The sequence below is a fragment of the Pseudomonas sp. KH_050 genome (genome assembly GCF_057838875.1).
The window spans coordinates 1,366,736-1,389,511 of the sequence record NZ_CM174478.1 but is presented as its reverse complement, the minus strand read 5'-3'; the positions used below and the strand labels follow the sequence as shown (position 1 = coordinate 1,389,511).

The 22,776-nt window shown below is 56.6% G+C and carries 26 protein-coding genes; 16 read left to right on the top strand and 10 right to left on the bottom strand.

Annotation, left to right across the window (positions count from 1 at the left end):
* Window positions 1–16 precede the first annotated feature (16 nt).
* Window positions 17–1,297: a sensor histidine kinase gene (locus tag AC3IUA_RS06430; RefSeq protein WP_489359640.1), complete on the bottom strand. Its 1,281-nt coding sequence runs from the start codon at window positions 1,295–1,297 to the stop codon at window positions 17–19.
* Window positions 1,287–1,970, bottom strand: a complete 684-nt coding sequence (gene colR, locus AC3IUA_RS06425; protein ID WP_150803962.1) for a two-component system response regulator ColR — start codon at window positions 1,968–1,970, stop codon at window positions 1,287–1,289. Before colR ends, AC3IUA_RS06430 begins: the two co-directional genes overlap by 11 nt.
* Before the next feature lie 219 nt (window positions 1,971–2,189).
* On the opposite strand from colR, the gene AC3IUA_RS06420 reads away from it, so the two are divergent.
* The gene (locus tag AC3IUA_RS06420; RefSeq protein ID WP_489359639.1) at window positions 2,190–2,939 is read left to right on the top strand and encodes a phosphatase PAP2 family protein; all 750 of its coding nucleotides are present in this window, start codon (window positions 2,190–2,192) and stop codon (window positions 2,937–2,939) included.
* A gap of 138 nt (window positions 2,940–3,077) precedes the next feature.
* On the opposite strand, the gene groL is transcribed toward AC3IUA_RS06420, so the two are convergent.
* The 4 genes from groL to AC3IUA_RS06400 all read right to left on the bottom strand — a co-directional run bounded on the left by groL (window position 3,078) and on the right by AC3IUA_RS06400 (window position 6,593).
* Entirely contained in the window at window positions 3,078–4,721 is a 1,644-nt protein-coding gene (gene groL, locus AC3IUA_RS06415; protein ID WP_489359638.1) for a chaperonin GroEL, read from the bottom strand.
* A 49-nt stretch (window positions 4,722–4,770) separates the two neighbouring features.
* Complete coding sequence (locus AC3IUA_RS06410; protein WP_489359637.1) at window positions 4,771–5,064, bottom strand: co-chaperone GroES; 294 nt, start codon at window positions 5,062–5,064, stop codon at window positions 4,771–4,773.
* Between the two features lie 257 nt (window positions 5,065–5,321).
* On the bottom strand, window positions 5,322–5,795 hold the full coding sequence (locus tag AC3IUA_RS06405; RefSeq protein WP_489359636.1) for an FxsA family protein: 474 nt from the start codon (window positions 5,793–5,795) through the stop codon (window positions 5,322–5,324).
* A gap of 66 nt (window positions 5,796–5,861) precedes the next feature.
* Window positions 5,862–6,593: a HugZ family pyridoxamine 5'-phosphate oxidase gene (locus AC3IUA_RS06400; RefSeq protein WP_489359635.1), complete on the bottom strand. Its 732-nt coding sequence runs from the start codon at window positions 6,591–6,593 to the stop codon at window positions 5,862–5,864.
* Between the two features lie 163 nt (window positions 6,594–6,756).
* Between AC3IUA_RS06400 and AC3IUA_RS06395 the strand changes: the two genes are divergently transcribed.
* The gene (locus AC3IUA_RS06395) at window positions 6,757–7,515 is read left to right on the top strand and encodes an SDR family oxidoreductase (RefSeq protein ID WP_489359634.1); all 759 of its coding nucleotides are present in this window, start codon (window positions 6,757–6,759) and stop codon (window positions 7,513–7,515) included.
* An 89-nt stretch (window positions 7,516–7,604) separates the two neighbouring features.
* On the opposite strand, the gene apbC is transcribed toward AC3IUA_RS06395, so the two are convergent.
* Window positions 7,605–8,699: an iron-sulfur cluster carrier protein ApbC gene (gene apbC / locus AC3IUA_RS06390; RefSeq protein ID WP_489359633.1), complete on the bottom strand. Its 1,095-nt coding sequence runs from the start codon at window positions 8,697–8,699 to the stop codon at window positions 7,605–7,607.
* A 234-nt stretch (window positions 8,700–8,933) separates the two neighbouring features.
* Here apbC and metG point away from each other — a divergent pair, with 234 nt between their 5' ends.
* The 8 genes from metG (at window position 8,934) to AC3IUA_RS06350 (ending at window position 15,831) form a co-directional block, all read left to right on the top strand.
* The gene (gene metG, locus AC3IUA_RS06385; protein ID WP_489359632.1) at window positions 8,934–10,988 is read left to right on the top strand and encodes a methionine--tRNA ligase; all 2,055 of its coding nucleotides are present in this window, start codon (window positions 8,934–8,936) and stop codon (window positions 10,986–10,988) included.
* Between the two features lie 136 nt (window positions 10,989–11,124).
* Window positions 11,125–11,712 carry an electron transport complex protein RnfA gene (locus tag AC3IUA_RS06380; RefSeq protein WP_489359631.1) on the top strand — a complete coding sequence of 196 codons (588 nt, stop codon included), beginning with the start codon at window positions 11,125–11,127 and terminating at the stop codon, window positions 11,710–11,712.
* Entirely contained in the window at window positions 11,709–12,713 is a 1,005-nt protein-coding gene (gene rsxB / locus AC3IUA_RS06375) for an electron transport complex subunit RsxB (protein ID WP_489359630.1), read from the top strand. The genes AC3IUA_RS06380 and rsxB overlap by 4 nt, the downstream gene beginning before the upstream one ends.
* Window positions 12,700–13,689 carry an RnfABCDGE type electron transport complex subunit D gene (locus AC3IUA_RS06370; RefSeq protein ID WP_489359629.1) on the top strand — a complete coding sequence of 330 codons (990 nt, stop codon included), beginning with the start codon at window positions 12,700–12,702 and terminating at the stop codon, window positions 13,687–13,689. Before rsxB ends, AC3IUA_RS06370 begins: the two co-directional genes overlap by 14 nt.
* Entirely contained in the window at window positions 13,686–14,297 is a 612-nt protein-coding gene (locus AC3IUA_RS06365) for an RnfABCDGE type electron transport complex subunit G (RefSeq protein WP_489359628.1), read from the top strand. Before AC3IUA_RS06370 ends, AC3IUA_RS06365 begins: the two co-directional genes overlap by 4 nt.
* Complete coding sequence (locus AC3IUA_RS06360; protein ID WP_489359627.1) at window positions 14,290–14,880, top strand: Rnf-Nqr domain containing protein; 591 nt, start codon at window positions 14,290–14,292, stop codon at window positions 14,878–14,880. Before AC3IUA_RS06365 ends, AC3IUA_RS06360 begins: the two co-directional genes overlap by 8 nt.
* A 25-nt stretch (window positions 14,881–14,905) precedes the next feature.
* Window positions 14,906–15,544 carry an endonuclease III gene (gene nth, locus AC3IUA_RS06355; RefSeq protein ID WP_489359626.1) on the top strand — a complete coding sequence of 213 codons (639 nt, stop codon included), beginning with the start codon at window positions 14,906–14,908 and terminating at the stop codon, window positions 15,542–15,544.
* Window positions 15,545–15,651: 107 nt separating this feature from the next.
* The gene (locus AC3IUA_RS06350; RefSeq protein WP_018926601.1) at window positions 15,652–15,831 is read left to right on the top strand and encodes a PA3496 family putative envelope integrity protein; all 180 of its coding nucleotides are present in this window, start codon (window positions 15,652–15,654) and stop codon (window positions 15,829–15,831) included.
* A 230-nt stretch (window positions 15,832–16,061) separates the two neighbouring features.
* Here AC3IUA_RS06350 and AC3IUA_RS06345 read toward each other — a convergent pair whose 3' ends face one another.
* Window positions 16,062–16,634, bottom strand: a complete 573-nt coding sequence (locus AC3IUA_RS06345; protein WP_489359625.1) for a LuxR C-terminal-related transcriptional regulator — start codon at window positions 16,632–16,634, stop codon at window positions 16,062–16,064.
* Between the two features lie 321 nt (window positions 16,635–16,955).
* Here AC3IUA_RS06345 and AC3IUA_RS06340 point away from each other — a divergent pair, with 321 nt between their 5' ends.
* A complete protein-coding gene (locus AC3IUA_RS06340; RefSeq protein WP_168758911.1) occupies window positions 16,956–17,174 on the top strand; it encodes a hypothetical protein in 219 nt (72 codons plus the stop codon).
* A 161-nt stretch (window positions 17,175–17,335) separates the two neighbouring features.
* On the top strand, window positions 17,336–17,989 hold the full coding sequence (locus AC3IUA_RS06335) for a transcriptional regulator (RefSeq protein ID WP_168758912.1): 654 nt from the start codon (window positions 17,336–17,338) through the stop codon (window positions 17,987–17,989).
* Between the two features lie 55 nt (window positions 17,990–18,044).
* Here AC3IUA_RS06335 and AC3IUA_RS06330 read toward each other — a convergent pair whose 3' ends face one another.
* Together AC3IUA_RS06330 and AC3IUA_RS06325 are read right to left on the bottom strand one after the other, a co-directional pair.
* Window positions 18,045–18,917: an ImmA/IrrE family metallo-endopeptidase gene (locus AC3IUA_RS06330; protein ID WP_168758913.1), complete on the bottom strand. Its 873-nt coding sequence runs from the start codon at window positions 18,915–18,917 to the stop codon at window positions 18,045–18,047.
* Window positions 18,917–19,240 (bottom strand): helix-turn-helix domain-containing protein, encoded by a 324-nt coding sequence (locus AC3IUA_RS06325; protein WP_063341190.1) that lies wholly within the window; start codon window positions 19,238–19,240, stop codon window positions 18,917–18,919. Before AC3IUA_RS06325 ends, AC3IUA_RS06330 begins: the two co-directional genes overlap by 1 nt.
* A 194-nt stretch (window positions 19,241–19,434) precedes the next feature.
* Here AC3IUA_RS06325 and AC3IUA_RS06320 point away from each other — a divergent pair, with 194 nt between their 5' ends.
* From AC3IUA_RS06320 to AC3IUA_RS06305, 4 genes are read left to right on the top strand one after another with little or no spacing between them, the layout of a single operon-like run.
* Complete coding sequence (locus AC3IUA_RS06320) at window positions 19,435–20,400, top strand: CBASS oligonucleotide cyclase (RefSeq protein ID WP_063341191.1); 966 nt, start codon at window positions 19,435–19,437, stop codon at window positions 20,398–20,400.
* A gap of 9 nt (window positions 20,401–20,409) precedes the next feature.
* Window positions 20,410–20,925 carry an HORMA-1 domain-containing protein gene (locus tag AC3IUA_RS06315; protein ID WP_168758914.1) on the top strand — a complete coding sequence of 172 codons (516 nt, stop codon included), beginning with the start codon at window positions 20,410–20,412 and terminating at the stop codon, window positions 20,923–20,925.
* Window positions 20,925–21,863 carry an AAA family ATPase gene (locus tag AC3IUA_RS06310; protein WP_168758915.1) on the top strand — a complete coding sequence of 313 codons (939 nt, stop codon included), beginning with the start codon at window positions 20,925–20,927 and terminating at the stop codon, window positions 21,861–21,863. Before AC3IUA_RS06315 ends, AC3IUA_RS06310 begins: the two co-directional genes overlap by 1 nt.
* Before the next feature lie 48 nt (window positions 21,864–21,911).
* Window positions 21,912–22,652 carry a DUF6602 domain-containing protein gene (locus AC3IUA_RS06305; protein WP_168758916.1) on the top strand — a complete coding sequence of 247 codons (741 nt, stop codon included), beginning with the start codon at window positions 21,912–21,914 and terminating at the stop codon, window positions 22,650–22,652.
* Window positions 22,653–22,776 lie beyond the last annotated feature (124 nt).

Sequence of the window (22,776 nt, the reverse complement as noted above, 5' to 3'; positions counted from 1 at the left end):
CGGGCACAGGAAGGTGTCAGGCGTTGAATGGACTGAGCTGAACATGGAAACGACAACCACTGGGCTGCATGGTGCTGAGGCTGACGCACCAGCTCTGGTTTTCACAAATCCGCTGCACCAGTGACAGGCCAAGACCCAGCCCCTCACCGCGTTTCTCGTTGCCGCGCACGAACGGCTCGAACATCGCCTCGCGTTTTTCTTCGGGAATTCCCACACCGCTGTCCTCGACCACAAAGCCACTCGGTTCCAGCGTCAGGCGAATAAAGCCACGGTCGGTGTAGTGCAATGCATTGCGCAACAGATTGCTCATGACGGCATGCAGGAATGTCGCGTTATAGCGGGTATCCAGCGGGTCGCCCGGCTCATAGATAAGCTTGAGCCCCTTGGCCTCGATGGATTCGCGCCACAGTGCAATCAGTTCTTCGGCCACCTGACTCAAGGTCAGCTGCGGCGACATGCTGGCATCTTCGTGCTGGGCACGGGCCAACATCAGAAAAGTCTGCACCAGTTCGCGCATTTCCTCACAGGCGCGGGCAATCCGTTCGACCTGGGCCCGCCCGCGCTGGTCGATGCCGTGGTTTTCCAGAAGCAGTTCGCAAGAGCTGGCCACCACCATCAACGGCGTACGCAGTTCGTGACTGACGTCGCTGGTAAACAGCTGCTCACGGCTCAATGCCTGGCGTAAACGCCCCAGGGTGGCGTCGAAGGCTACCGCCAGCTCACCCACCTCATCCGCGGCGTAGTCCGGCGCCAAGGGCGGTGCCAGGCCGAGCAACTGGTCGCGATGCCGTACCTGTCGGGCCAGCCGTACCACCGGCGCCATGACCTTGCGTGCCAGAACCCAACCGAGGAACACCGCCAGCGCCAGACTCAGCACAAAGCCCACCAGCACCACGGCGAACAGTACTCGTTCACGCTCTTCGAAATCACTCTGGTCCTGCATCAACACATAACGCCGCCCGTCGACTATTTCGACCATGGCGTGATACGACAGCTGGTCGCGAAACACCTCGTGAAATCCCGTATCCAGATTGCGCAGATCCTTGGGCACGTCAAAGTCGCCGGGGCCACCGCTGAAGTAAAACAATTGGTCCGGTTCCGGTCGATGGCTCCAGTCGGCGACGCTGTCCATCAGCAACAGACGCTGCAGATCGCCGCCCAGACCTGCGGAAATCAGCTTCTCTTCCACCAGATGCACGGTCGCCACAATGCCCATGGCGAATGCCCCTGCAACCAACGCGCTCATCAACGCAAAGGCGATGATGATTCGTTGAGCAAGGCTCTGTCTAAACTCCATCACGGCCCTCGGCCAAGCGATAGCCGACGCCATGCACCGTGTGTAACAACGGTTTGGCGAAGGGTTTGTCGATCACTTGGCGCAACTGGTGGACATGACTGCGCAGGCTGTCGCTGTCCGGGCAGTCATCGCCCCACAGGGCCTCTTCGAGAATCTCGCGACGCAACACATGCGGGCTCTTCTGCATCAGCACCGCCAGCAGCTTGAGGCCTACCGGATTGAGCTTGAGCAGACGCCCTTCGCGGGTCACTTCAAGGGTGTCGAGGTCATAGCTCAGATCGCCGACTTGCAGAGCGCGGCGACCGCCACCCTGAGTACGACGCATGACCGCCTCGATCCGCGCCGCAAGCTCCGACAGCGCAAAGGGCTTGACCAGATAATCATCGGCCCCGGACTTGAAGCCCTGCAGACGGTCATCCAGTTGATCGCGGGCGGTGAGCATGATTACCGGGGTATCGCGCCGGGCATCTTCACGCAGTCGTTTGCACAGGGTGTAACCGTCGATGCCAGGCAGCATGATGTCGAGCACTATCAGGTCGTAATGCTCGGTCGCCGCCAGGTGCAAACCCGACAATCCGTCCTGCGCGCAATCCACGGTGTAGCCTTTAAGCCCCAGGTAATCGGCCAGATTGGCGAGGATATCGCGGTTGTCTTCAACCAATAAAATTCGCATGGGCACTCCTCCGTACACAGTAACCGCCGTCTTGGCTCGCGCAGCTTAAGGCCAAGTGTGGCCCACGGCTAGGGCTGTCTCCCGCGCCAGGGACTGTTGGTAAGTCGTTGAAACGGCTTGACGAGTTTTTCACCCTCGATTCACAACCTGACGACAGGACCCGGCCCAGACTCCGCGCGCAGCCGCTTCCCGAGCACGTTTATCCAAGCAGGATTTGCCATGGCCTCAACTGTTGCCCGCCCCGACTCACGCCCGCTGAACTTCTGGCTATGCCTGGGTGTGCCCGCCATTGCAGCGATCATCCTGGTCTTGCTGGAGTTGACGTCTTTGGACATGGACCTTGCGCAGCTGTTTTATAGCCCTGTCACAGGCGGTTTCATCAGGCACAGTTACCTTCTGGAAGACATCCTGCATGAGCGGGCCAAGCAGGTGGTCATCGGCTTCTCGATGTTGGCGATTATCGGTTTCATTGGCAGTTTTTTTCTGTCGCGACTCAAACCCCTCAAGCGCGAACTGGGCTGCCTGGTGATGTCGCTGGCCCTGGCGACGTCTTTCATTACCCCGCTCAAGGCCGTGACGGCCGTGCAATGCCCCTGGAGTCTGAAGGAGTTCGGTGGCAAGGAAACTTACAGCGAGTTGCTCAGCCCGCGCCCACAAACCGACAATCCCGGTCGTTGCTGGCCGGGCGGCCATGCGGCTACGGGGTTTACGTTATTTGCGCTGTTCTTTGTGTTGCGTGACCGACGCCCGCGAATGGCGCGCAACGCGCTGATCTTTGCGTTCGGGCTGGGTACGGTGTTTTCCATCGGCCGGATGATGCAGGGCGCGCACTTCTTTTCCCACAACGTGTGGACGGCGATTTTCTGCTGGTTGATTTGTCTGGGGTCGTATTACTACGTTCTGTATCGGCCGGTATCCAAGGCTGAGCGGGTGATTCAGGCAGAGCCTGTCGGCGTCAGGGTGTCTTAAGATCAAAAGACGCCGATCGAGTCCCCTGTAGGAGCTGCCGCAGGCTGCGATCTTTACGGGGCTTACACAAATCCGGGACATAAAAAAACCCCGCCGGCTTAACGCCGACGGGGTTTTTCAGTACAGGGTAAGGCTGGCTTACATCATGCCGCCCATGCCACCCATACCGCCCATGTCTGGCATGCCGCCGGCAGCTGGTTTGTCATCCGGAGCATCAGCGATCATGGCTTCGGTGGTCAGCATCAGGCCACCAATGGACGCCGCAGCCTGCAGAGCAGAACGAGTCACTTTGGTAGGATCCAGGATGCCCATTTCGATCATGTCGCCGTATTCGCCGCTGGCTGCGTTGTAACCGAAGTTACCCGAACCTTGCTTGACCTTGTCGACAACTACGCTTGGCTCGTCGCCGGAGTTGGCAACGATCTGGCGCAGAGGCGATTCGATAGCGCGACGCAGTACAGCAATACCGACGTTCTGATCAGCGTTGTCGCCTTTCAGTTCGCTGATGGCTTGCAGAGCGCGAATCAGTGCTACGCCACCGCCAGGTACCACGCCTTCTTCAACGGCTGCACGGGTAGCGTGCAGGGCGTCTTCAACGCGGGCTTTCTTCTCTTTCATTTCAACTTCGGAACCAGCGCCAACCTTGATCACTGCAACGCCGCCAGACAGCTTGGCCAGACGCTCTTGCAGTTTTTCACGGTCGTAGTCCGAAGAAGTATCAGCCACTTGCTGACGGATCTGCAGAACGCGGGCCTGGATATCAGCCTCAACGCCGGCACCGTCGATGATGGTGGTGTTTTCTTTGGACAGGATGACGCGCTTGGCATTACCCAGGTGTTCCAGGGTAGTGCTTTCCAGGCTCAGGCCGATCTCTTCGGAGATAACGGTACCGCCAGTCAGAACAGCGATGTCCTGCAGCATGGCCTTGCGACGGTCGCCAAAGCCCGGGGCTTTGACGGCAGCAACTTTAACGATGCCGCGCATGTTGTTCACGACCAGAGTCGCCAGGGCTTCGCCTTCAACGTCTTCGGCAACGATCAGCAGTGGACGGCCGGCTTTGGCAACGGCTTCCAGTACTGGCAGCATTTCGCGGATGTTCGAGATCTTTTTGTCGACCAGCAGGATCAGCGGGCCGTCGAGCTCGGCAACCATGGTGTCTGGTTTGTTGATGAAGTACGGGGACAGGTAACCACGGTCGAACTGCATGCCTTCAACAACCGACAGTTCGTTTTCCAGGCCCGAGCCTTCTTCAACGGTGATCACGCCTTCTTTACCGACTTTTTCCATGGCTTCGGCAATGATGTCGCCGATGGAGTTGTCGGAGTTGGCGGAGATGGTGCCGACCTGAGCGATGGCCTTGGTGTCAGCGCAAGGCTTGGACAGGGCTTTCAGCTCTTTGACAATGGCGATGGTGGCTTTGTCGATACCGCGCTTCAGGTCCATCGGGTTCATGCCGGCAGCGACGGCCTTGAGGCCTTCGTTGACGATCGATTGAGCCAGAACGGTAGCGGTGGTGGTGCCGTCGCCTGCGTCATCGTTGGCACGGGAGGCAACGTCTTTGACCAGCTGCGCGCCCATGTTTTCGAAGCGATCTTTCAGCTCGATTTCTTTGGCTACGGAAACGCCGTCCTTGGTGATGGTCGGAGCGCCGAAGCTCTTCTCGATGATCACGTTACGGCCTTTAGGGCCCAGGGTCGCTTTTACTGCGTCAGCCAGGACGTTGACACCGGTGAGCATTTTCTTGCGGGCGGAATCGCCGAATTTAACTTCTTTAGCAGCCATGATCGATATTCCTTAAATACTTTGTAGTAGCGGGAAAATGAGCGGGGAATCAGCCTTCGATAACAGCGAGGATTTCGCTCTCGCCAATTACCAGCAGGTCTTCGCCGTCTACTTTCACAGTGTTGCTGCCGGAGTAAGGGCCGAATACAACCTTGTCACCCACTTTCACGGACAGCGCACGCACTTCACCGTTCTCCAGCGCTTTGCCTGGGCCTACGGCGAGGACTTCACCCTGGTTTGGCTTTTCAGCAGCGGAACCTGGCAGGACGATACCACCAGCGGTTTTCTTTTCTTCTTCGCTGCGACGGACGACTACGCGGTCATGCAGAGGACGAAGCATCATTGTCGATCTCTCCTAATTGTGGTTTTCATCGGCCGGTGTATTCCCGGCGGGTTTAACAAATCCGGCGGTGCCGGGTGCGGCTCGCAAAGCGAACCGCGGAAGTCTGTCTGGTGTCACCACCAAAACCTTGCGGTGACCGTTACATAAGGGCGTATCAGCTTATTACAAGGGCTGATGAGCGAATATTTTTACCTTCGACGTCAGCCAGAAAAAACAAACATGGCACCCACAGGTGCCATGTCGACCAGCAAAACGGGTTACGGATCGCGATGTTCGAACTCACCCTCGATCACGTTCGGCTGGCGCCCAAGCGGCTGCTGTGGGGTCGGACCGCCACGAGCCTGCATGTCTTCGGCAAAGGCGCGTTGACGAATCGCCTGCTCCTCGGCACGTTGACGCATCTTGTTGGCCAGCAACCGCCGAGTGATCGGCAACAGCATGATCAAACCAAACACGTCGCTTATGAAACCCGGCAGGATCAACAGACCGCCACCCAGGGCCATCATCAGGCCTTCAAGCATTTGCTGGGCTGGCAACTCGCCGCGGCTCAGACTTTCACGCGCCCGCAAGGCCGTGGCCAGGCCGGCGACGCGCAATACCAGCACTCCGAGCATCGAGCCAAGAATAATCAGCAGCAAGGCCGGGAAAAAGCCGATGGCCGAACTGACTTTGACAAACACAAACAGCTCTAGCACCGGAAACAGCAGAAAGAGCAACAGAAAAGCGCGCATCAAATGGTTCCTCAACGGAAGAATGCCTTCCAGGTTCACATTAGATGACGTCGCTGTTTCCTGAATTCAAGCGTCAGCCGCCTCATTTTTTGGCCAATACTCGGCGTGAGCCAGAAAAACCAAGGCTTCGCGCACTTGTGTCGGCGTATTACAAGGGCTTGGGAAGGGCAGCCAGTACAGGCCCTGGCCAATACGCAAGTGCATGCCTTCGCTGTCGATGCCGGCCAGTTGCGCCGGCACGGTTTTCGGCAACCCGGCCAACTCGACGTAATGGGCGATAGCCTTGGCGTGGTCATTGTTCATGTGTTCGACCATGCTCGCTTCAGCCTTGCCGGCGAAGGGATTGGCCAGGGTCAACTGATCGACCCAGTGAATCGCACCGAAACCGCCGATGTAGCGATGACGGACTGGCTTGAGCACCCAAAAGTCGAAGTCATGGGCCTTGTGATAGCTCTGCGACTCGGGGAAGTAGCGGTAATAACGCTCGGCGGCGGCTTCGATCGCCTCGGGATCACTGAGCTTTTCAGCCTCGGCCAGATAGGTCAGGCGCCCGACGGCTTGCACATTCTCAGCCTCACGTTCGCCTACCAGCAGTGAGCACTTGGCATCCCTGAGCAAGTTGTGGGTGTGCTGGGCGATCCGGCTGATCAGGATCAGCGGCCGCCCCTGCTCGTCCAGGCAATAAGGAACCACTGAGCCAAAAGGAAAACCGGGCATTGCCCTGGAATGCGTCGACAACATTCCACGGTATTCCTTGAGTAACAATTCTCGGGCATGCTTAGCGGCATCAACGCTCAATTTATGACTCCTTATATAGTATCCGTCAAAAAACAGACGGGCAGCTGGTGAAAGTCTGCAGTGGCGCCATCGGGGCAGTTCTCATAGGCAGCCAGGCCACATCAGGCGCGCAAGAGAGGCTATATAAAAGGGAACCACTCTGATCTGCTACCGGGGCATGCGAATGGAACTCACTGACAAAGTAATCATTATCACTGGCGGTTGCCAGGGTTTAGGCCGCTGCATGGCGGAGTATCTCGCCATCAAGGGCGCCAAGCTGGCCCTGGTCGACCTGAACCAGGAAAAACTCGATCTGGCCGTGGCGGCCTGCCAGGCCGCTGGTGTCGAAGCACGCGCTTATTTGTGCAACGTCGCCAATGAAGAACAAGTGAGCCATATGGTCGCGCAGGTCGCCGATGATTTCGGCGCGATCCACGGTTTGATCAACAATGCCGGAATCCTGCGCGATGGCCTGCTGGTCAAGGTCAAGGACGGTGAAATGACCAAGATGAGTCTGGCCCAATGGCAGGCGGTGATCGACGTCAACCTGACCGGCGTGTTCCTTTGTACCCGCGAAGTGGCGGCGAAGATGATCGAGCTGAATAATCAGGGCGCAATCATCAATATCTCGTCGATTTCCCGCGCCGGTAACGTTGGCCAGACCAACTACTCCGCCGCCAAGGCCGGAGTCGCCACAACTACCGTGACCTGGGCCAGGGAACTGGCGCGTTACGGGATTCGTGTAGCGGGTATCGCACCGGGCTTCATCGAAACCGAGATGACTCTGGGCATGAAGCCTGAAGCGCTGGAAAAAATGACCTCGGGCATCCCGCTCAAACGCATGGGCAAACCCGAGGAAATCGCCCACTCGGCGGCCTACATCTTCGAGAATGATTACTACACCGGCCGGATCCTGGAGCTGGATGGCGGGTTGCGAATCTAAAGCGCATTTAAAGCAAGATCAAAAGATCGCAGCCCCCGTAGGAGCTGTCGAGCGCAGTGAGGCTGCGATCTTTTAGGGGGCACCGCGAATCAATCGTCGCTGATGGTGATGTTCGGCATCGCTGGCGTTGCGGCTTCCTGCAGAACGATCCGTGCCCCGACGTGACGGGCCAGTTCCTGATAGACCATGGCAATCTGGCTGTCAGGTTCGGCAATGACCGTCGGCTTGCCACCGTCGGCCTGCTCACGAATCACGATCGACAGCGGCAGCGAGGCCAGCAGTTCGACACCATATTGAGTGGCCAGCTTCTCGCCGCCGCCTTCGCCAAACAGATGCTCGGCATGCCCGCAATTGGAGCAGATGTGCACGGCCATGTTTTCCACGACACCCAGCACCGGAATGTTGACCTTGCGGAACATTTCCACGCCCTTGCGCGCATCCAGCAGCGCCAGATCCTGCGGCGTGGTGACTATTACCGCACCGGCCACCGGGACCTTTTGCGCCAGCGTCAGCTGAATGTCACCGGTGCCTGGCGGCATGTCGATCACCAGATAATCCAGATCCCCCCAGGCCGTCTGTGTCACTAGCTGCAACAACGCGCCCGAGACCATCGGACCGCGCCAGACCATCGGCGTATTGTCGTCGGTCAGGAAGGCCATGGACATGACCTCGACACCGAGAGACTCGATCGGCACGAACCATTTCTGGTCCTTGATCTTTGGGCGGGTACCTTCGGCAATACCGAACATGATGCCCTGACTCGGACCGTAGATGTCCGCGTCGAGAATCCCGACCTTGGCGCCTTCGCGAGCCAGCGCCAGCGCCAGGTTGGCGGCGGTGGTGGATTTACCCACGCCGCCCTTGCCGGAAGCCACTGCCACCACGTTTTTGACATTGGCCAGCCCCGGAATCTGCGCCTGAGCCTTGTGCGCGGCAATCACGCTAGTGATCTCGACCCTGGCCATCGCCACCCCGTCCAGACCTTCGATAGCCATTTGCAGCATCTGCGCCCAGCCGCTCTTGAACAGGCCGGCCGCGTAGCCCAGTTCCAGCGCAACGCTGACGCGATCACCCTGGATATCGATGGCGCGGACACAACCGGCGCTGACCGGATCCTGGTTCAGATAAGGGTCGGTGTATTGGCGAAGGACGGCTTCCACCGCTGCGCGATTGACGGCGCTCATGGGCAACTCCGATAGCAAGGCTTTAGAAATTCAGGGGGCTATCCTACCTGTTCTGGCGGGTAGACGGCATGCCCAAAAGATCGCACCCCCCGTAGGAGCTGTCGAGCGCAGCGAGGCTGCGATCTTTCAGGGCCTCCACCAACTCGATCATCAGAGGAAACAGCCTCAAGGGTGAAAAATATGCGCCAGCGCTTTATAGTGCTCGACCTCCGTTTCATCAAGTAGCCGAGCCCCATGTCCGAGCCACGCAAGATCCTCGTCACCAGCGCCCTGCCCTATGCCAATGGTTCAATCCACCTTGGCCATATGCTTGAGTACATCCAGACCGATATGTGGGTGCGCTTCCAGAAGCATCGCGGCAATCAATGCCTCTATGTCTGCGCGGACGACGCTCACGGTTCGGCGATCATGTTGCGCGCGGAAAAGGAAGGCATCACCCCGGAACAACTGATCGCCAACGTCCAGGCTGAACACAGCGCCGACTTTGCCGAGTTTCTGGTGGACTTCGATAACTTCCACTCGACCCACGCCGAAGAAAACCGCGAGCTGTCGAGCCTGATCTATCTGAAGCTGCGCGACGCCGGGCACATCGCCACGCGTTCGATCACTCAGTATTTCGACCCGGAAAAGAAAATGTTCCTGGCCGACCGCTTCATCAAGGGCACCTGCCCGAAATGCGGTACCGAAGACCAGTACGGCGACAACTGCGAGAAGTGCGGCGCGACCTACGCGCCAACCGACCTGAAGGATCCGAAGTCGGCAATTTCCGGGGCCACGCCCGTCCTGAAAGATTCGCAACACTTCTTCTTCAAGCTGCCGGACTTCCAGGAAATGCTGCAGAGCTGGACCCGCAGCGGCACCCTGCAAGACGCCGTAGCGAACAAGATCGCCGAATGGCTGGACGCCGGCCTGCAACAGTGGGACATCTCCCGCGATGCGCCGTACTTCGGCTTCGAGATTCCCGACGAACCAGGCAAGTATTTCTACGTCTGGCTGGACGCGCCAATCGGCTACATGGCCAGCTTCAAGAACCTCTGCGCCCGTCGTCCGGAACTGGACTTCGATGCGTTCTGGGCCAAGGATTCGAACGCCGAGCTGTACCACTTCATCGGCAAGGACATCGTCAACTTCCACGCGCTGTTCTGGCCGGCGATGCTGGACGGTGCGGGCTACCGCAAGCCAACCGGCATCAACGTGCACGGCTACCTGACGGTCAACGGGCAGAAGATGTCCAAGTCCCGCGGCACGTTCATCAAGGCCCGGACCTACCTCGATCACCTGTCGCCGGAATACCTGCGCTACTACTACGCAGCCAAGCTGGGGCGTGGTGTCGACGACCTGGACCTGAACCTCGAAGACTTCGTACAGAAGGTCAACTCGGATCTGGTGGGCAAAGTCGTCAATATCGCCAGCCGTTGCGCCGGCTTCATTCATAAAGGCAACGCTGGCGTGCTGGTGGCCGGCAACGCCGCGCCAGAGCTGACCGAAGCCTTCCTCGTCGCGGCGCCGAGCATTGCCGAAGCCTACGAGGCTCGCGACTTTGCCCGCGCCATGCGCGAGATCATGGGCCTGGCCGACCGCGCCAACGCCTGGATCGCCGACAAGGCGCCGTGGTCGCTGAACAAACAGGAAGGCAAACAGGAAGAAGTTCAGGCGATCTGCGCCCTGGGCATCAACCTGTTCCGCCAGCTGGTGATCTTCCTCAAGCCGGTGCTGCCATTGCTGGCCGCTGATGCCGAGGCGTTCCTGAACGTCGCGCCGTTGACCTGGAACGACCACCTGAACCTGCTCAGCAACCATCAGCTGAACGAATTCAAACCCTTGATGACCCGGATCGACCCGCTAAAAGTGCAAGCCATGACCGACGCCTCGAAAGAAGACCTGACCGCCAGCCAGACCGATACCGGCGAAGCTGCCGCACCTCAAGGCAACGGCGAACTGGCCAAGGACCCGCTGTCGCCGGAGATCGAGTTCGACACATTTGCCGCGGTTGACCTGCGTGTAGCGCTGATCCTCAAGGCCGAAGCCGTGGACGGCGCCGACAAACTGCTGCGCCTGACCCTGGATATCGGCGACGAGCAGCGCAACGTGTTCTCCGGCATCAAGAGCGCCTACCCGAACCCGGCCGAGCTGGAAGGTCGACTGACCATGATGATCGCCAACCTCAAGCCACGCAAAATGCGCTTCGGGATCTCCGAGGGCATGGTGATGGCGGCAGGTCCCGGCGGTGAAGAAATCTACCTGCTGAGCCCGGACAGCGGCGCCAAGCCAGGTCAGCGGATCAAGTAAGCGTCCCTGCTCGATCGATCCCACCGTCACGTTGTTTTGTGGCGGTGGGATTTTCATATCTGGCCCACCCTCCTTCCTTGCCGGATAATGCCTAATCTGTAGGCAGGCAGACCTGCTCGCACAACCCGGCACGACCATGACCGACCTGTTTCTCACACTTATCAGCGCAGCCCTGATCAATAATTTCGTATTGCACTGGCCGCTGGGTGTCGATCCGCTGCTGCAGACCACCCGCGAACCGGGTGCCGAGCGTCGACAAGTGCATGCCCTGGGTATTGCTACCACTTGCCTGATGCTGATCAGTTGCGTACTGAACTACGGGTTCTATCACTACCTGCTGGCCCCCCTTGCGCTGACCTCGCTGGGTTTGTTCATCTTCGTGCCTCTGTGCGTGGTGTTGATCAGGCCGATCCTGAGTCTGCTTTCGCGCTGGCTTCCACAGCTGTCGCTCAGCGGCCTATGGCCTTTGCTGCTGGGTAACGCCGGCGCTCTCGGCCTGGCCCTGCTCAGCACCCAGGACGACAGAGGCCTGGGCTATACCACTGCGTTGAGCCTCGGCGCGGGCCTTGGTTTCTGGCTGGTGTTGAGCCTGTTCAGCGATTTGCGTCAACGCACCTCCAACAATGATGTGCCCCTGCCCTTTCGCGGCTTGCCGATCGAACTGATCAGCGCCGGGCTGATGGCAGTGGCATTTCTCGGATTCAGCGGACTGATCAAAACATGAGTCTGATTCAACGCATCGACGCCCTGTTGCCGCAGACCCAATGCGGCAAATGTGGCCACCCCGGATGCAAACCCTACGCTGAAGGCATTGCCAATGGCGAGGCGATCAACAAGTGCCCACCGGGCGGCAAAGAGACCATTTCGGCCCTGGCCGAGTTGCTGAAAGTACCGGTACTGGAACTGGACGCGGAACGTGGTCCGGCGCCGGCGCAAATCGCCTTTATTCGTGAAGCGGAATGCATCGGCTGCACCAAATGCATCCAGGCCTGCCCGGTGGATGCGATTGTCGGCGCGGCCAAATTGATGCATACCGTGATCATCGACGAATGCACCGGTTGCGACCTGTGTGTGGCGCCCTGCCCAGTGGATTGCATTGAAATGCATCCATTACCGCAGGCCAGCGTGTTGCCGATTGTCGGCGGGCTGGCATTCAGTTTTGAGGAACAATGTGCCCGCGCCGAAAAGCGCAATCACGCACGGCAGCGTTTCGAACAACGCAATGCCCGTCTACACCGTGAAGAACAGCAAAAGCAGACCGAGCGCCTGGCCCGGGCCCAGCGTCCAACGCAGCACAACGAAGCACCCGTCAACCCGGTTCAGGCCGCTATTGAGCGAGTTCAGGCGCAGAAAGCCGCCGCTGCCGATGCTGCCTTGAAAAAGACCAAAATCGATCTGGCGATGAGCCGCGCACAACTGAACAAGTCACTGAAAGCCTTCGGGCATCCACCCACCTTCGAGCAGCAATCGCAGCTGATCATTCTGCAGCAACAGTTCGAGCTCGCCGAGCAAGCGCTGGCACAGCTTGAAAGCACTACCAAGCCCGCGCCGCAGCCGGTTCAGCCTAAGGATGCCGAGCTTAAGCGAGCGAAAATCCAACTGGCCATGCGCCGCGCCGAACTGAAAAAAGCCCAGGACAGCGAAGCTCCCAGCGAGCAGATTGCGGCTCTGGGGCGAGCGTTGGCTGAAGCCGAGCGCCAGGTAAATGCTTATGACGCCTCTTGAAACGGTCGACGAGCGCCTTCAGCAGGCAATGAAGCTGGTGCTGCTGGCAACCCTGCCGGGCATCTTCGTTTTACTTTGGTTGTATGGCTGGGGCGTGCTGATCAACCTGCTGCTGGCCGGTTTCACGGCACTGGCCGTCGAGGCGGCCGTCCTCGGTTTGCGCAAGCACCCGCTCAAACCCTCCCTGAGCGATGGCAGCGCCTTGGTCAGCGCGACATTGCTGGCACTGGCGCTACCACCCTACTGCCCCTGGTGGTTAACCCTGACCGCAACCACGTTCGCGCTGTTTTTCGGCAAACATCTGTATGGCGGAGTCGGCAAAAACCCGTTCAATCCGGCAATGCTGGGTTATGCACTGGCAGTGGTGTCGTTTCCACAGCAGATGACTCATTGGCCGGCGTCCCACGGTATGGATCTGTTTGGCGGCCTGCAGCAGGTTTTCGGCTTCAGTACCCAGCCAGCCGATGCCTGGGCCCGGGCCACTGCCCTGGATAGCTTGCGGATCAATAAAAGTCTGACCATGGATGAACTGTTCGCCAGCAATGCGGCGTTCGGCCACTGGGGTGGCAAAGGCGTCGAGTGGGTCAATCTGGCGTTCCTCGCCGGTGGCGCGTTTTTGCTGCAACGGCGGGTAATCAGCTGGCATGCACCGGTCGGAATGCTGGCCAGTCTGTTCATCATCAGCCTGCTCTGCTGGAACGGTTCGGGCTCCGACTCCCATGGCTCGCCTCTGTTCCACTTGCTGACCGGGGCGAGCATGCTCGGCGCGTTCTTCATCGTCACCGAGCCGGTCTCAGGCGCCAAAAACCCAAAAGCCAGGTTGCTGTTCGGAGCGGGCGTGGGCCTGCTGACCTATCTGATTCGAACCTGGGGGGGTTATCCAGACGGCATTGCGTTTGCCGTGCTGTTGATGAACCTCAGCGTGCCCGCACTGGAGCGCCTCTTCGCCCCGCAACCAGAGCCGTCTGTGCCATGAACCGAAACATCGGTGTGCTGATCCTGGTGTTGCTGGCCGGTCTGGGGGCGAGCGCGGCATTCCTCGCGCAGCGAATTGCCACGCCGTACATCGCGGCAGAACGACGGGCGATAGAAAGTCGTAACCTGCTGGAAATGCTGCCCCAAGGCAGCTACGACAATCAGCCACTGGATAAGCCACTATCGATCGACGATGTGCAACTTGGCAGCAGCACACTACTGGGTGGCTATCTGGCGACTCAATCCGCTCAACCCAGCGCAGTGATTCTGCGCAGCCAGACAGTGGGCTACGCCGGCCCCATCGAACTGTTGATCGGGATCGGGGCCAACGGCAAGCTGCTGGGCGTGAAAACCCTCAAACAAACGGAAACCCCTGGACTGGGAGGGAACATTGCGGTGACCCCGAACCCTTGGCTACGGGGTTTTTCCGGGAAATCGCGCAATGAGCTGGCCGACTCAGGCTGGGCACTGAAAAAGGATAATGGCCAGTTCGATCAAATGGCCGGCGCCACGATTACCTCAAGGTCGGTGATCAGCGCCATTCATGATGCCTTGCGTTATTTCGACGAGCATCAGGCGCAACTCACAGGAAAGCCTGCTCATGACTGAGACCTCGACACTGCGCAACTCGCTGATGCTCGCGCCATTGATTGGCGTCAGCGACACCTTGGTCAAGGCCATTGGCGTGTGGCTGATGTTCGTTCTGGTCATCACCCTCTATGGCATGGCCATGAAAGCGATTCGCCGCTGGCTCAGTCCGAACCTGCGTCTGGCGGCCAGCATCCTGCTGGCGACCACTATCGTCAGCTGTGCAGGGCTGGCCTTGCAGGTCTGGTCGCTGGAGCTGCATCAAAGCCTGGGAATCTACGTGGGGCTGATTGCACTGCAATGCGTGCTGCTCGAACTCGGCGGCTTTTTCGAACACAGCCCAATGCCTGAACGTGTAAGACTGTCCGGCCTGTTCGGTGCACTGTTGCTTGCGCTGGGCACGCTGCGCGAAGTTCTCGGTACGGGTTCGCTGGGCAGCGACCTGGCATGGCTGGCCAGATCCGCCGACACTCACTGGCAGCTCTGGTTATGGGCTCAGGACACAGGGCCGCGTCTGCTCAGCCTCGCACCGGGCGGGTTTATTCTGCTGGGGCTGCTGATTGCCGCAAAACAGGCCTGCGCCGCCTTCTCCAAACCACACTGACCGCCTTCAAGGAAACGCTTTACCCATGAATGCCGCAAAACGTCTGGAAATATTCCGTCGGCTTCACGAAGACAACCCGGAACCGAAAACCGAGCTGGCCTATTCCTCGCCGTTTGAACTGCTGATAGCCGTGATCCTTTCGGCCCAGTCCACCGACGTCGGCGTCAATAAGGCCACCGCGAAACTGTTCCCGGTCGCCAATACCCCCGAAGCGATTCATGCCCTGGGTGTCGAAGGCTTGTCGGAATACATAAAGACTATCGGCCTCTTCAACAGCAAGGCTAAAAATGTGATCGAAACCTGCCGATTGCTGGTGGAGCGCCATGGCAGCCAGGTCCCGCAAACGCGAGAAGAGCTGGAAGCGCTTCCCGGGGTCGGTAGAAAAACCGCCAACGTAGTGCTCAACACTGCTTTTCGCCAGCTGACCATGGCCGTCGACACGCATATTTTCCGGGTTAGTAACCGTACGGGCCTGGCGCCGGGAAAAAATGTCGTGGAGGTAGAAAAAAAACTGATGAAGTTCGTGCCCAAGGAGTACCTGCTCGACTCCCACCACTGGCTCATCCTCCACGGCCGCTACGTATGCCTGGCCCGCAAGCCACGCTGCGGCAGCTGTCGGATCGAAGACCTGTGCGAATACAAGCACAAGACCTCTGACGATTGAGGGGCTATTAGCTTTATTGATAAACCGATTGAAAAAATCTTTTTTACCCGCACCCGGTTTATCGATATAAGGAGCGCCAATGGCAGTCGAAGCCTGGAGTTAACCTTATGAGCACTGGCAAAGAGCAACTGGACGTAGAAGACGACTTCACCGCTGTTGAAGCAGACGACGCCGAGCCTGTGGTGGAGGTCGCGAAGACCAATCTCAGCAAACGCCGCACCATTGACAACCTGCTGGAAGAACGGCGCCTGCAAAAGCAACTGGCCGATTACGACTTTGACCTTTAACACCTGAAAGCCTCCCGAAACGGAGGCTTTTTTGTAGGGTGTCCAGCATTGACCAGCGGTCATTCGTTTCGCCACAGGCGTCCTGTGGACCGATGAAGCAGTGCCCGACACATCACCCGCGAAAGCATCGTTTGCAGGAACTCAGGAAGCCACGGACGATCGCTTGAGGGCAGCAGCGCAGATACAGTCGCCCCCGGCTACAACTTCCCTACAGTCTTGGGGATTGGAACTCACACCAACCCATTGCGCTGCGCCAGCTCGATCAGGTCAACCAATGAGCGAGCGTTGAGCTTCAACAGCAAGCGGGTCTTGTAGGTACTCACGGTTTTATTGCTGAGGAACATGCCATCGGCGATTTCCTTGTTGGTCTTTCCTCGTGCGAGCTGCTGCAAAACCATCATTTCCCGGCCAGACAGACGGTCCACCATGTCGGCTTCGCTGGCATTGCCCATACTCGATCGCACGGTATGCAACGCTTGATTGGGGAAATAACTGTAACCGGAAAGTACCGCCTTGATCGCGCTGAGCAACTCGGTGAGGTCTTGTTGCTTGCACACATATCCCGCGGCACCGGCCTGCATACAACGCATGGAAAAATGCCCGGGTGTTTGTGAGGTCAACACCAGCACTTTCAATGGCATGGGATTGGAAGTCAAACGCGCAATAACTTCCAGACCGTCCAGCTTTGGAATCCCGATATCCAGAATAGTAATATCCGGCATATGCTCACGGGCCAGTTGCAACGCATCCACGCCATTACCCGTCTCCGCGATGACTTCATAGCCATGACGTTCCATCAGCATACGTACAGCAAGACGGATGACGGGGTGGACTATCCGTGGAGCGTCGCTATTTTAATCTCCAATAGATTGTAAATTATCAAATTTTTCAAAAATAGTGCTCTTTGGTAATTACACGGCCGTAACAACTTGTTTGCATTGGATCTGAACCGGCTCCATTTTTCAGTCAACACAGGACCGCCTCTGGCTGTACATCGCCATTTGTGACTGCCTGCTGTCATTCGGTCGCTGCTCTCGGTCGAGCTTCTATGCGATGACCTACCCAGCCGTAGTCAGCGGTGGGATGAACTAGACTTCTTTAACCATTACCCAAGGACGACCGCCATGCCAGATAACTCAGGCTGCAAGATCGCCACTGCAGATGCTCTGACACTGCTCCTGCACAATCAGCATGCCCTAAGCGCGGCGATCGAAGAGATCAGCAAGTGGTTGTCAGAGAATGGCGTAGAGAGTGTCGCAGTTAATGCAGCAGTGGCAATGGAAACCCTGGACACAAATGCAAAGGCGATTACAGATGCGATTATGCGAATACGACAGTCCTAGTGAATTTCATATGGTTCTCTAAACAAAATGTCCGACATCTATGGTGTCGAAAGTAGCCTCCCATGAAGCGCGCGTTTCGGCCAAAAGCCCCTTCAGAGATGTCTAAAAAAAGGCAATTCAGAACTCTCAATTCTGCGAACGCTCCTCTATTCGAGAAAACCATGGCTGACGACGAAAAAAGCGACGAACACAAATTTATGGAGGAGCTTGAGGAGGTGGTTTATAGCTACCTAACGAAGGAAGCGGCGGCTAGCTTCAAGCAACTCAGAGAGTTTACCGAGACTCTTAACGAAGAAAGCGACCGAGGTGCTGCCTTGGTTGCCGCGGAGATCCTCTGTGAAGAACTCGCAAAGCTCATAAAGTCAAAAATGGTAAATGATAAGAAGCTTATCAAAAGCGCTTTTTCTTTTAACGGCGCGCTTGGATCATTTTCGGGAAGAATAGACCATGCTTTTTTGTTGGGCCTATTACCTAATGCTCTCAGGCAGGACCTCCACCTGCTACGCGCCATCAGAAATGAATTCGCTCATAGCACGGCGCCCAAGACGTTTGAAACACATAGCATCAAGTCTCGATGTATGGAGCTGAATTACTATGGCATTGGCGAAAAAGGCTCTCCTCCGCGCAAGGTGTTCCTGCGTTCGATGACCTTAATTTTCAGAATGATTGTTCTCAGAACCTCTAAAACGGAACACTCGCTGATACCAGATGATCCAAAGAATGGGGCCTCCGAAGCCTTCGTAAAAACTCTCTTGGAGGGAATTGAAAGAACTACATTAGATCCAAAGATCCTTTTTAAGGATGCTGACATCTGATCTGTCCAACGCAAGCTTCCGATAGTCCGGAATAGAGGACCGGCTTCGTCGAATGTTACCAGCTATGCCTTTCAGTCTCAGATGGACGCCATACCGATGCTGATCGCGGCAGGTAGAGGAGAGATAGGACGTAATCAAACTGGTCAGAGGATACTTTCATCTCCCGGACCGACATCCCTGCATCAGCATGAGGAAACCAGACTTTGGCGGGTACTTCGATGCCTCGTCGTTCATGCTTCACTCCAGGTGCGACGGCAATAGAGCCTGCCGGTACGGCAACAGTTTGTTTTCGAGTCCGAAAAAAAGCACCGGCACGCGCTGCTTGTCGGCTCGAAAAAGACCATTGCATATAGCCATCACGTGACAAGACCAGGACGGCGTTTTCTTCCGTGTATTGAATCCACTTCAACACAGCTGCGGTCAGCGATACGCCATATCTATCTGCACAGTGCCCAAGCATTTCAAGATCGACCAGCGTCGTGACTTGCGCTCGAAAATCGTCCAAAGGCATAAGCAGGTAAGAGGAAAAAAGATCAGCCTGTGCCTCAATCGTTTTTTCTTCCCAATCAAGCATGTCGTCATTACTGCACTGGAATGCCTCACGCATCTGTCGGTGCAGAATGTAATGGCCTAACTCGTGGGCTTGGGTAAAACGGATACGACCTGGTGATGACATCGCGCTATTAAACAAAAGCATCCATTTCTTACGCTCACCATCCGGGAACAGCGCGCCGTCGAAGCTTTTGATATCGACAGGCTTGACCTCGGTAATGGGGTCAGACCAGCCGAAAATGTTAGCAGCCTCCAACGCGAGCAAAGGCACATCGACCGGGAACCTGCCCCCGCCATGCGCCTTACCGAATGCCTCTGAGATTTTAGATAGCCGGTTAGCAGCTTTTTGAGGTGTCCATACCTGCTCGTCGCTCATCAAGATCCCTTTTTGAAGGTTTCCAAAATCTTTCGAAGCTGCTCTTTCGCATCTGGCTCAAGGTTTTTGTACCCGCGAAAGAATGCATCGTCTAAATGCCGTTCCTGTGGTGCACGGACATCCTCTTCAAAAAAATACGGTGTCGCTACGCCTAAAACGTCTGCTAGGGCCGTTAGCTTTTCCGCGGAGGGCCGCTGAGACTCACGGTTTTCCAATTCCCAGAGATAGCTTTTGCTCAGACCTGCCATGTCCGCCAGCTTCTCTAAGGTCAGCCCGCGTTGCTTGCGCAAGTCGCGAAGCTTTTCGCCGAGACGGGTTGTCACGATCGCGCCTCCCTTTTGATGGTGATTGGTAAAAATAGTACCACTATTCCGAACAAAGCGTTTGACAACCGCGATAGAAGGAGTAGGTTTACAAAAAGTTCGCTATACCGAACTTTTTGTCTGGCTAGCCGATAACCCGCAGTTTAGGTGTAGTCGTCCTGCCTTCAACTGATCTATTCCCACTGGGGGCAGGTATGTCCAGAGAACACGTTGATCACCGAGACCTCGTTCGATTTGCCGAAGAAAAGGTGAACCTTCCGAAAGACAAGGCTAGCGCATATCGGGAGCAGGCAGGACGTTTGCAGGACAAGTTGGAAGGCTACCTTTCCGATCACCCTGACTTTTCATTGAAGCGGATGATGGTCTCCGGGAGCTTGGCGAAAGGCACCGCGCTACGCTCCCTGAATGACATCGATGTCGCTGTTTATGTGAGTGGCTCCGATGCTCCACATGACACCAAGGCGCTGCTCGACTACCTGGCGGAAAAACTGCGTAAGGCTTTTCCGAACTTCACCCCTGATCAAGTGGTACCACAAACCTATTCCGTAACTGTTTCCTTTCGCGGTTCGGGCCTGGACGTCGACATCGTTCCTGTCTTGTATTCGGGCCTGCCTGAATGGCGTGGCAACCTGATCAGCCAAGATGACGGCTCCTTTCTGGAAACTAGCATCCCACTGCACCTGGCCTTCGCAAAAAAGCGTAAGCAGGCACAGCCTACTCATTACGCGCAAATCGTAAGGCTTGTGAAATTCTGGGCCCGACTGATGAAACAGGAGCGCGACGGATTTCGCTTCAAGTCGTTCATGATCGAAATGATCTTGGCAAAACTCAGCGACCAAGGCGTCGACTTTTCCGATTACCCCGAAGCCCTACAGGCTTTCTTTACGTACATCGCTCGCTCAGAGCTTCGGGAAAAAATCTTCTTCGAAGATAACTACTCAGCCTCAAAGGTCGGTGTATTCACAGATCCCGTGCAAATCATCGATCCAGTAAACCCCGACAACAACGTCGCCTGCCTCTACACAAAGCAAAATGTCGACGCAATCATCGACGCTGCTCTGGATGCAGGTGACGCCATCGATGCAGCTCTTTATGCGCCGACAAAGCAGCTAACTGTCGGTTACTGGCAACAGGTCTTTGGGTCTTCCTTCCAAGTGTGAGGTAGCAATATGTCGTCTTACAGCTATACGGTCGCGGAGACCCAAACCTTTACTCTCACCCATGCCAAGCATATGGCCGCAAAGGTCGCTGCCGATCTGATGCGCCTCCAGCGTCTTTATGGGACACCGACCACTCAACGAATTCTTGACTTCGAACAGGAGATAACCCTGCTGTTGAAGGCGGGTTTTCTCGGATCGGTGATCTACGGATTCAAGCGTGGAGAAAACTGGATCGAACCCACACTCAACTATTCAGCGTCTGAGCTTTCGGGCACAGGGACCGACGATTCTCCTGGTCGCATTCGCCCAGGGGCGGATATCTCAGGTGCCACTTTCTACAGTTACCTGACTTATAGCGCGGCTTGGGAACTCTCTACGCAAAGCGAAAAAGACGCCTTTGAAAGAGAGCGACCATTTTCTCGCGGTACTGCTTCAGCACCTGGTGTTAGCGGCTATCTCGTCGACGACCGCTCTTATTCCTCGGGTGGTCGCGCCCTCAATCGCTCGACAGTAAGGAGTTTCTAATGAGCACTAAACCTACGCTTGATGAACTGTTCGAAAACCGAGTGAATTACCCAGACTTCGAGCCCCAAGCGCGCTTGGCGAGGCTAGTAGGTCTGGATGAACAGAAGCTGCGCCTGACAAAAGCCCTTGGTCTGCTGGTCAACTCGACTGGTTTGACCGAGTGGGCAAATAACTTTCACCCTAATTCCGTAGCCTTGTTGGAAACCGTACTACGGCGCCCTCCCCTCGTTGTCCTGGCCGGCGACGTGGGCTCAGGCAAGTCGGAGCTTGGGGAAACGATTGGTGATGCTGTCGCGCGCCAAGAAAAAATTGGCATCACACTTTTTCCATTGAGCCTCTCCACTCGCGGACAAGGTCGAGTCGGCGAGATGACTCAGCTTATTTCAGCAGCTTTTGACTACACCATTGAAGAAGCACAAAAGCTCAAATCCAGAGAAGGACGCTCCCGTGGAGCTGTCATCCTGCTCGTGGATGAGGCAGACGCGCTAGCTCAATCCCGTGAAAACGCTCAGATGCACCACGAAGATCGCGCAGGCGTTAATGCTTTCATCCGGGGCATCGACAGGATCGCAAACGCTCAGCTTCCAGCGGCGGTAATCATGTGCACCAACCGCCTTAATTCCCTGGACCCGGCTGTACGTCGCCGCGCGGCTGAAGTGCTTACTTTCGATCGTCCAAATGACGAGCAGCGTCGATACATTCTGACTAGGCAGCTTGGTACGCTTGGCATCCCGGCATCAATCATCGAAGCCATGGTGAAGTTCACGGGTCCTAAAGATGGCAAAGTTCCAGGCTTCACATTCTCGGACCTGACCCAGCGTCTGATCCCATCGATAGTTTTGGATGCCTATCCGACGCAAGCTGTTGATCCAATACGTGCAGTGGAAATCGCACGAAAAATGGATCCGACACCTCCGTTTCAAGATCACGTCCGTTAGCCGCCAATAGCTTGCCGTTCCACTGAATGCATCGATAAGGAGTGAATTATGGCCACCAAAAAAGATCGCATTGCCGATACAGCCTGGATGAAAGAGTCCTTCGTAGACGTTCAGGCGGAATTAGCAATCAAACTGAAACGGGCGGCTCAATCCATTTCACACGCAGGGACCCACGGCGCAGTCAACGAAGATCATTGGATCGATATTTTCCGGTCTTACCTACCCAACCGTTATGCGGTGAATACAGGCTTAGTGATCGACAGCCTAGGTAATCGCAGTGATCAGATTGACATTGTGATTTTTGACCGTCACTTCACTCCTACGCTGCTTGACCAACAGAACCATCGATACATCCCAGTCGAAGCGGTGTATGCCGTATTCGAATCGAAGCCACATTTCGATAAAAGCTATATCGAGTATGCCGGGGATAAAGCTGCCTCGGTGCGAAAGCTACACCGAACCTCTGTTCCCATCGCGCATGCCGGCGGGACCTTTGCGCCGAAGCCGCTATTTCCAATCATCGCAGGCATCGTTGCCGCGAAATCGAGTTGGGCGGATGGGCTAGGAGAGCATTTTCTAAAAAATCTTCCGATCGAAAATATGGAGAGGTTGGATTGTGGATGCGCCCTTGATGACGGTGCGTTCGACAGTTTCGATGACAGCTTAAAAGTTGTCGGCTCTGAAGGGGCACTCATCTATTTCTTATTCCGCCTCCTCGCTCGACTCCAATCCCTGGGAACGGTCCCAGCAATCGATTGGGCTGCCTATGCTTCAGTGATCAATAAATAACCATCGATGATAACGCGAAGCTTCGGCGGTAATTATGGCGGAGAGCCCTGGCAACTAAAAAACCTCGTGGGACTGTTAAAGATGCTCACAGGGGGGGAAATCATCGAATGCACCTCCTTCTGAC

Excerpts from the sequence above, each read along its gene's own strand:
- AC3IUA_RS06410 (WP_489359637.1), bottom strand. The coding sequence starts at position 5,064 with ATGATGCTTCGTCCTCTGCATGACCGCGTAGTCGTCCGTCGCAGCGAA.
- rsxB (WP_489359630.1), top strand. The coding sequence starts at position 11,709 with ATGAGTCTGATTCAACGCATCGACGCCCTGTTGCCGCAGACCCAATGC.
- AC3IUA_RS06430 (WP_489359640.1), bottom strand. The coding sequence starts at position 1,297 with ATGGAGTTTAGACAGAGCCTTGCTCAACGAATCATCATCGCCTTTGCG.
- AC3IUA_RS06350 (WP_018926601.1), top strand. The coding sequence starts at position 15,652 with ATGAGCACTGGCAAAGAGCAACTGGACGTAGAAGACGACTTCACCGCT.
- AC3IUA_RS06305 (WP_168758916.1), top strand. The coding sequence starts at position 21,912 with ATGGCCACCAAAAAAGATCGCATTGCCGATACAGCCTGGATGAAAGAG.
- AC3IUA_RS06360 (WP_489359627.1), top strand. The coding sequence starts at position 14,290 with ATGACTGAGACCTCGACACTGCGCAACTCGCTGATGCTCGCGCCATTG.
- AC3IUA_RS06365 (WP_489359628.1), top strand. The coding sequence starts at position 13,686 with ATGAACCGAAACATCGGTGTGCTGATCCTGGTGTTGCTGGCCGGTCTG.
- groL (WP_489359638.1), bottom strand. The coding sequence starts at position 4,721 with ATGGCTGCTAAAGAAGTTAAATTCGGCGATTCCGCCCGCAAGAAAATG.
- colR (WP_150803962.1), bottom strand. The coding sequence starts at position 1,970 with ATGCGAATTTTATTGGTTGAAGACAACCGCGATATCCTCGCCAATCTG.
- apbC (WP_489359633.1), bottom strand. The coding sequence starts at position 8,699 with ATGAGCGCCGTCAATCGCGCAGCGGTGGAAGCCGTCCTTCGCCAATAC.
- AC3IUA_RS06340 (WP_168758911.1), top strand. The coding sequence starts at position 16,956 with ATGCCAGATAACTCAGGCTGCAAGATCGCCACTGCAGATGCTCTGACA.
- nth (WP_489359626.1), top strand. The coding sequence starts at position 14,906 with ATGAATGCCGCAAAACGTCTGGAAATATTCCGTCGGCTTCACGAAGAC.
- AC3IUA_RS06380 (WP_489359631.1), top strand. The coding sequence starts at position 11,125 with ATGACCGACCTGTTTCTCACACTTATCAGCGCAGCCCTGATCAATAAT.
- AC3IUA_RS06330 (WP_168758913.1), bottom strand. The coding sequence starts at position 18,917 with ATGAGCGACGAGCAGGTATGGACACCTCAAAAAGCTGCTAACCGGCTA.
- AC3IUA_RS06420 (WP_489359639.1), top strand. The coding sequence starts at position 2,190 with ATGGCCTCAACTGTTGCCCGCCCCGACTCACGCCCGCTGAACTTCTGG.
- metG (WP_489359632.1), top strand. The coding sequence starts at position 8,934 with ATGTCCGAGCCACGCAAGATCCTCGTCACCAGCGCCCTGCCCTATGCC.
- AC3IUA_RS06395 (WP_489359634.1), top strand. The coding sequence starts at position 6,757 with ATGGAACTCACTGACAAAGTAATCATTATCACTGGCGGTTGCCAGGGT.
- AC3IUA_RS06345 (WP_489359625.1), bottom strand. The coding sequence starts at position 16,634 with ATGCTGATGGAACGTCATGGCTATGAAGTCATCGCGGAGACGGGTAAT.
- AC3IUA_RS06370 (WP_489359629.1), top strand. The coding sequence starts at position 12,700 with ATGACGCCTCTTGAAACGGTCGACGAGCGCCTTCAGCAGGCAATGAAG.
- AC3IUA_RS06315 (WP_168758914.1), top strand. The coding sequence starts at position 20,410 with ATGTCGTCTTACAGCTATACGGTCGCGGAGACCCAAACCTTTACTCTC.
- AC3IUA_RS06320 (WP_063341191.1), top strand. The coding sequence starts at position 19,435 with ATGTCCAGAGAACACGTTGATCACCGAGACCTCGTTCGATTTGCCGAA.
- AC3IUA_RS06310 (WP_168758915.1), top strand. The coding sequence starts at position 20,925 with ATGAGCACTAAACCTACGCTTGATGAACTGTTCGAAAACCGAGTGAAT.
- AC3IUA_RS06405 (WP_489359636.1), bottom strand. The coding sequence starts at position 5,795 with ATGCGCGCTTTTCTGTTGCTCTTTCTGCTGTTTCCGGTGCTAGAGCTG.
- AC3IUA_RS06335 (WP_168758912.1), top strand. The coding sequence starts at position 17,336 with ATGGCTGACGACGAAAAAAGCGACGAACACAAATTTATGGAGGAGCTT.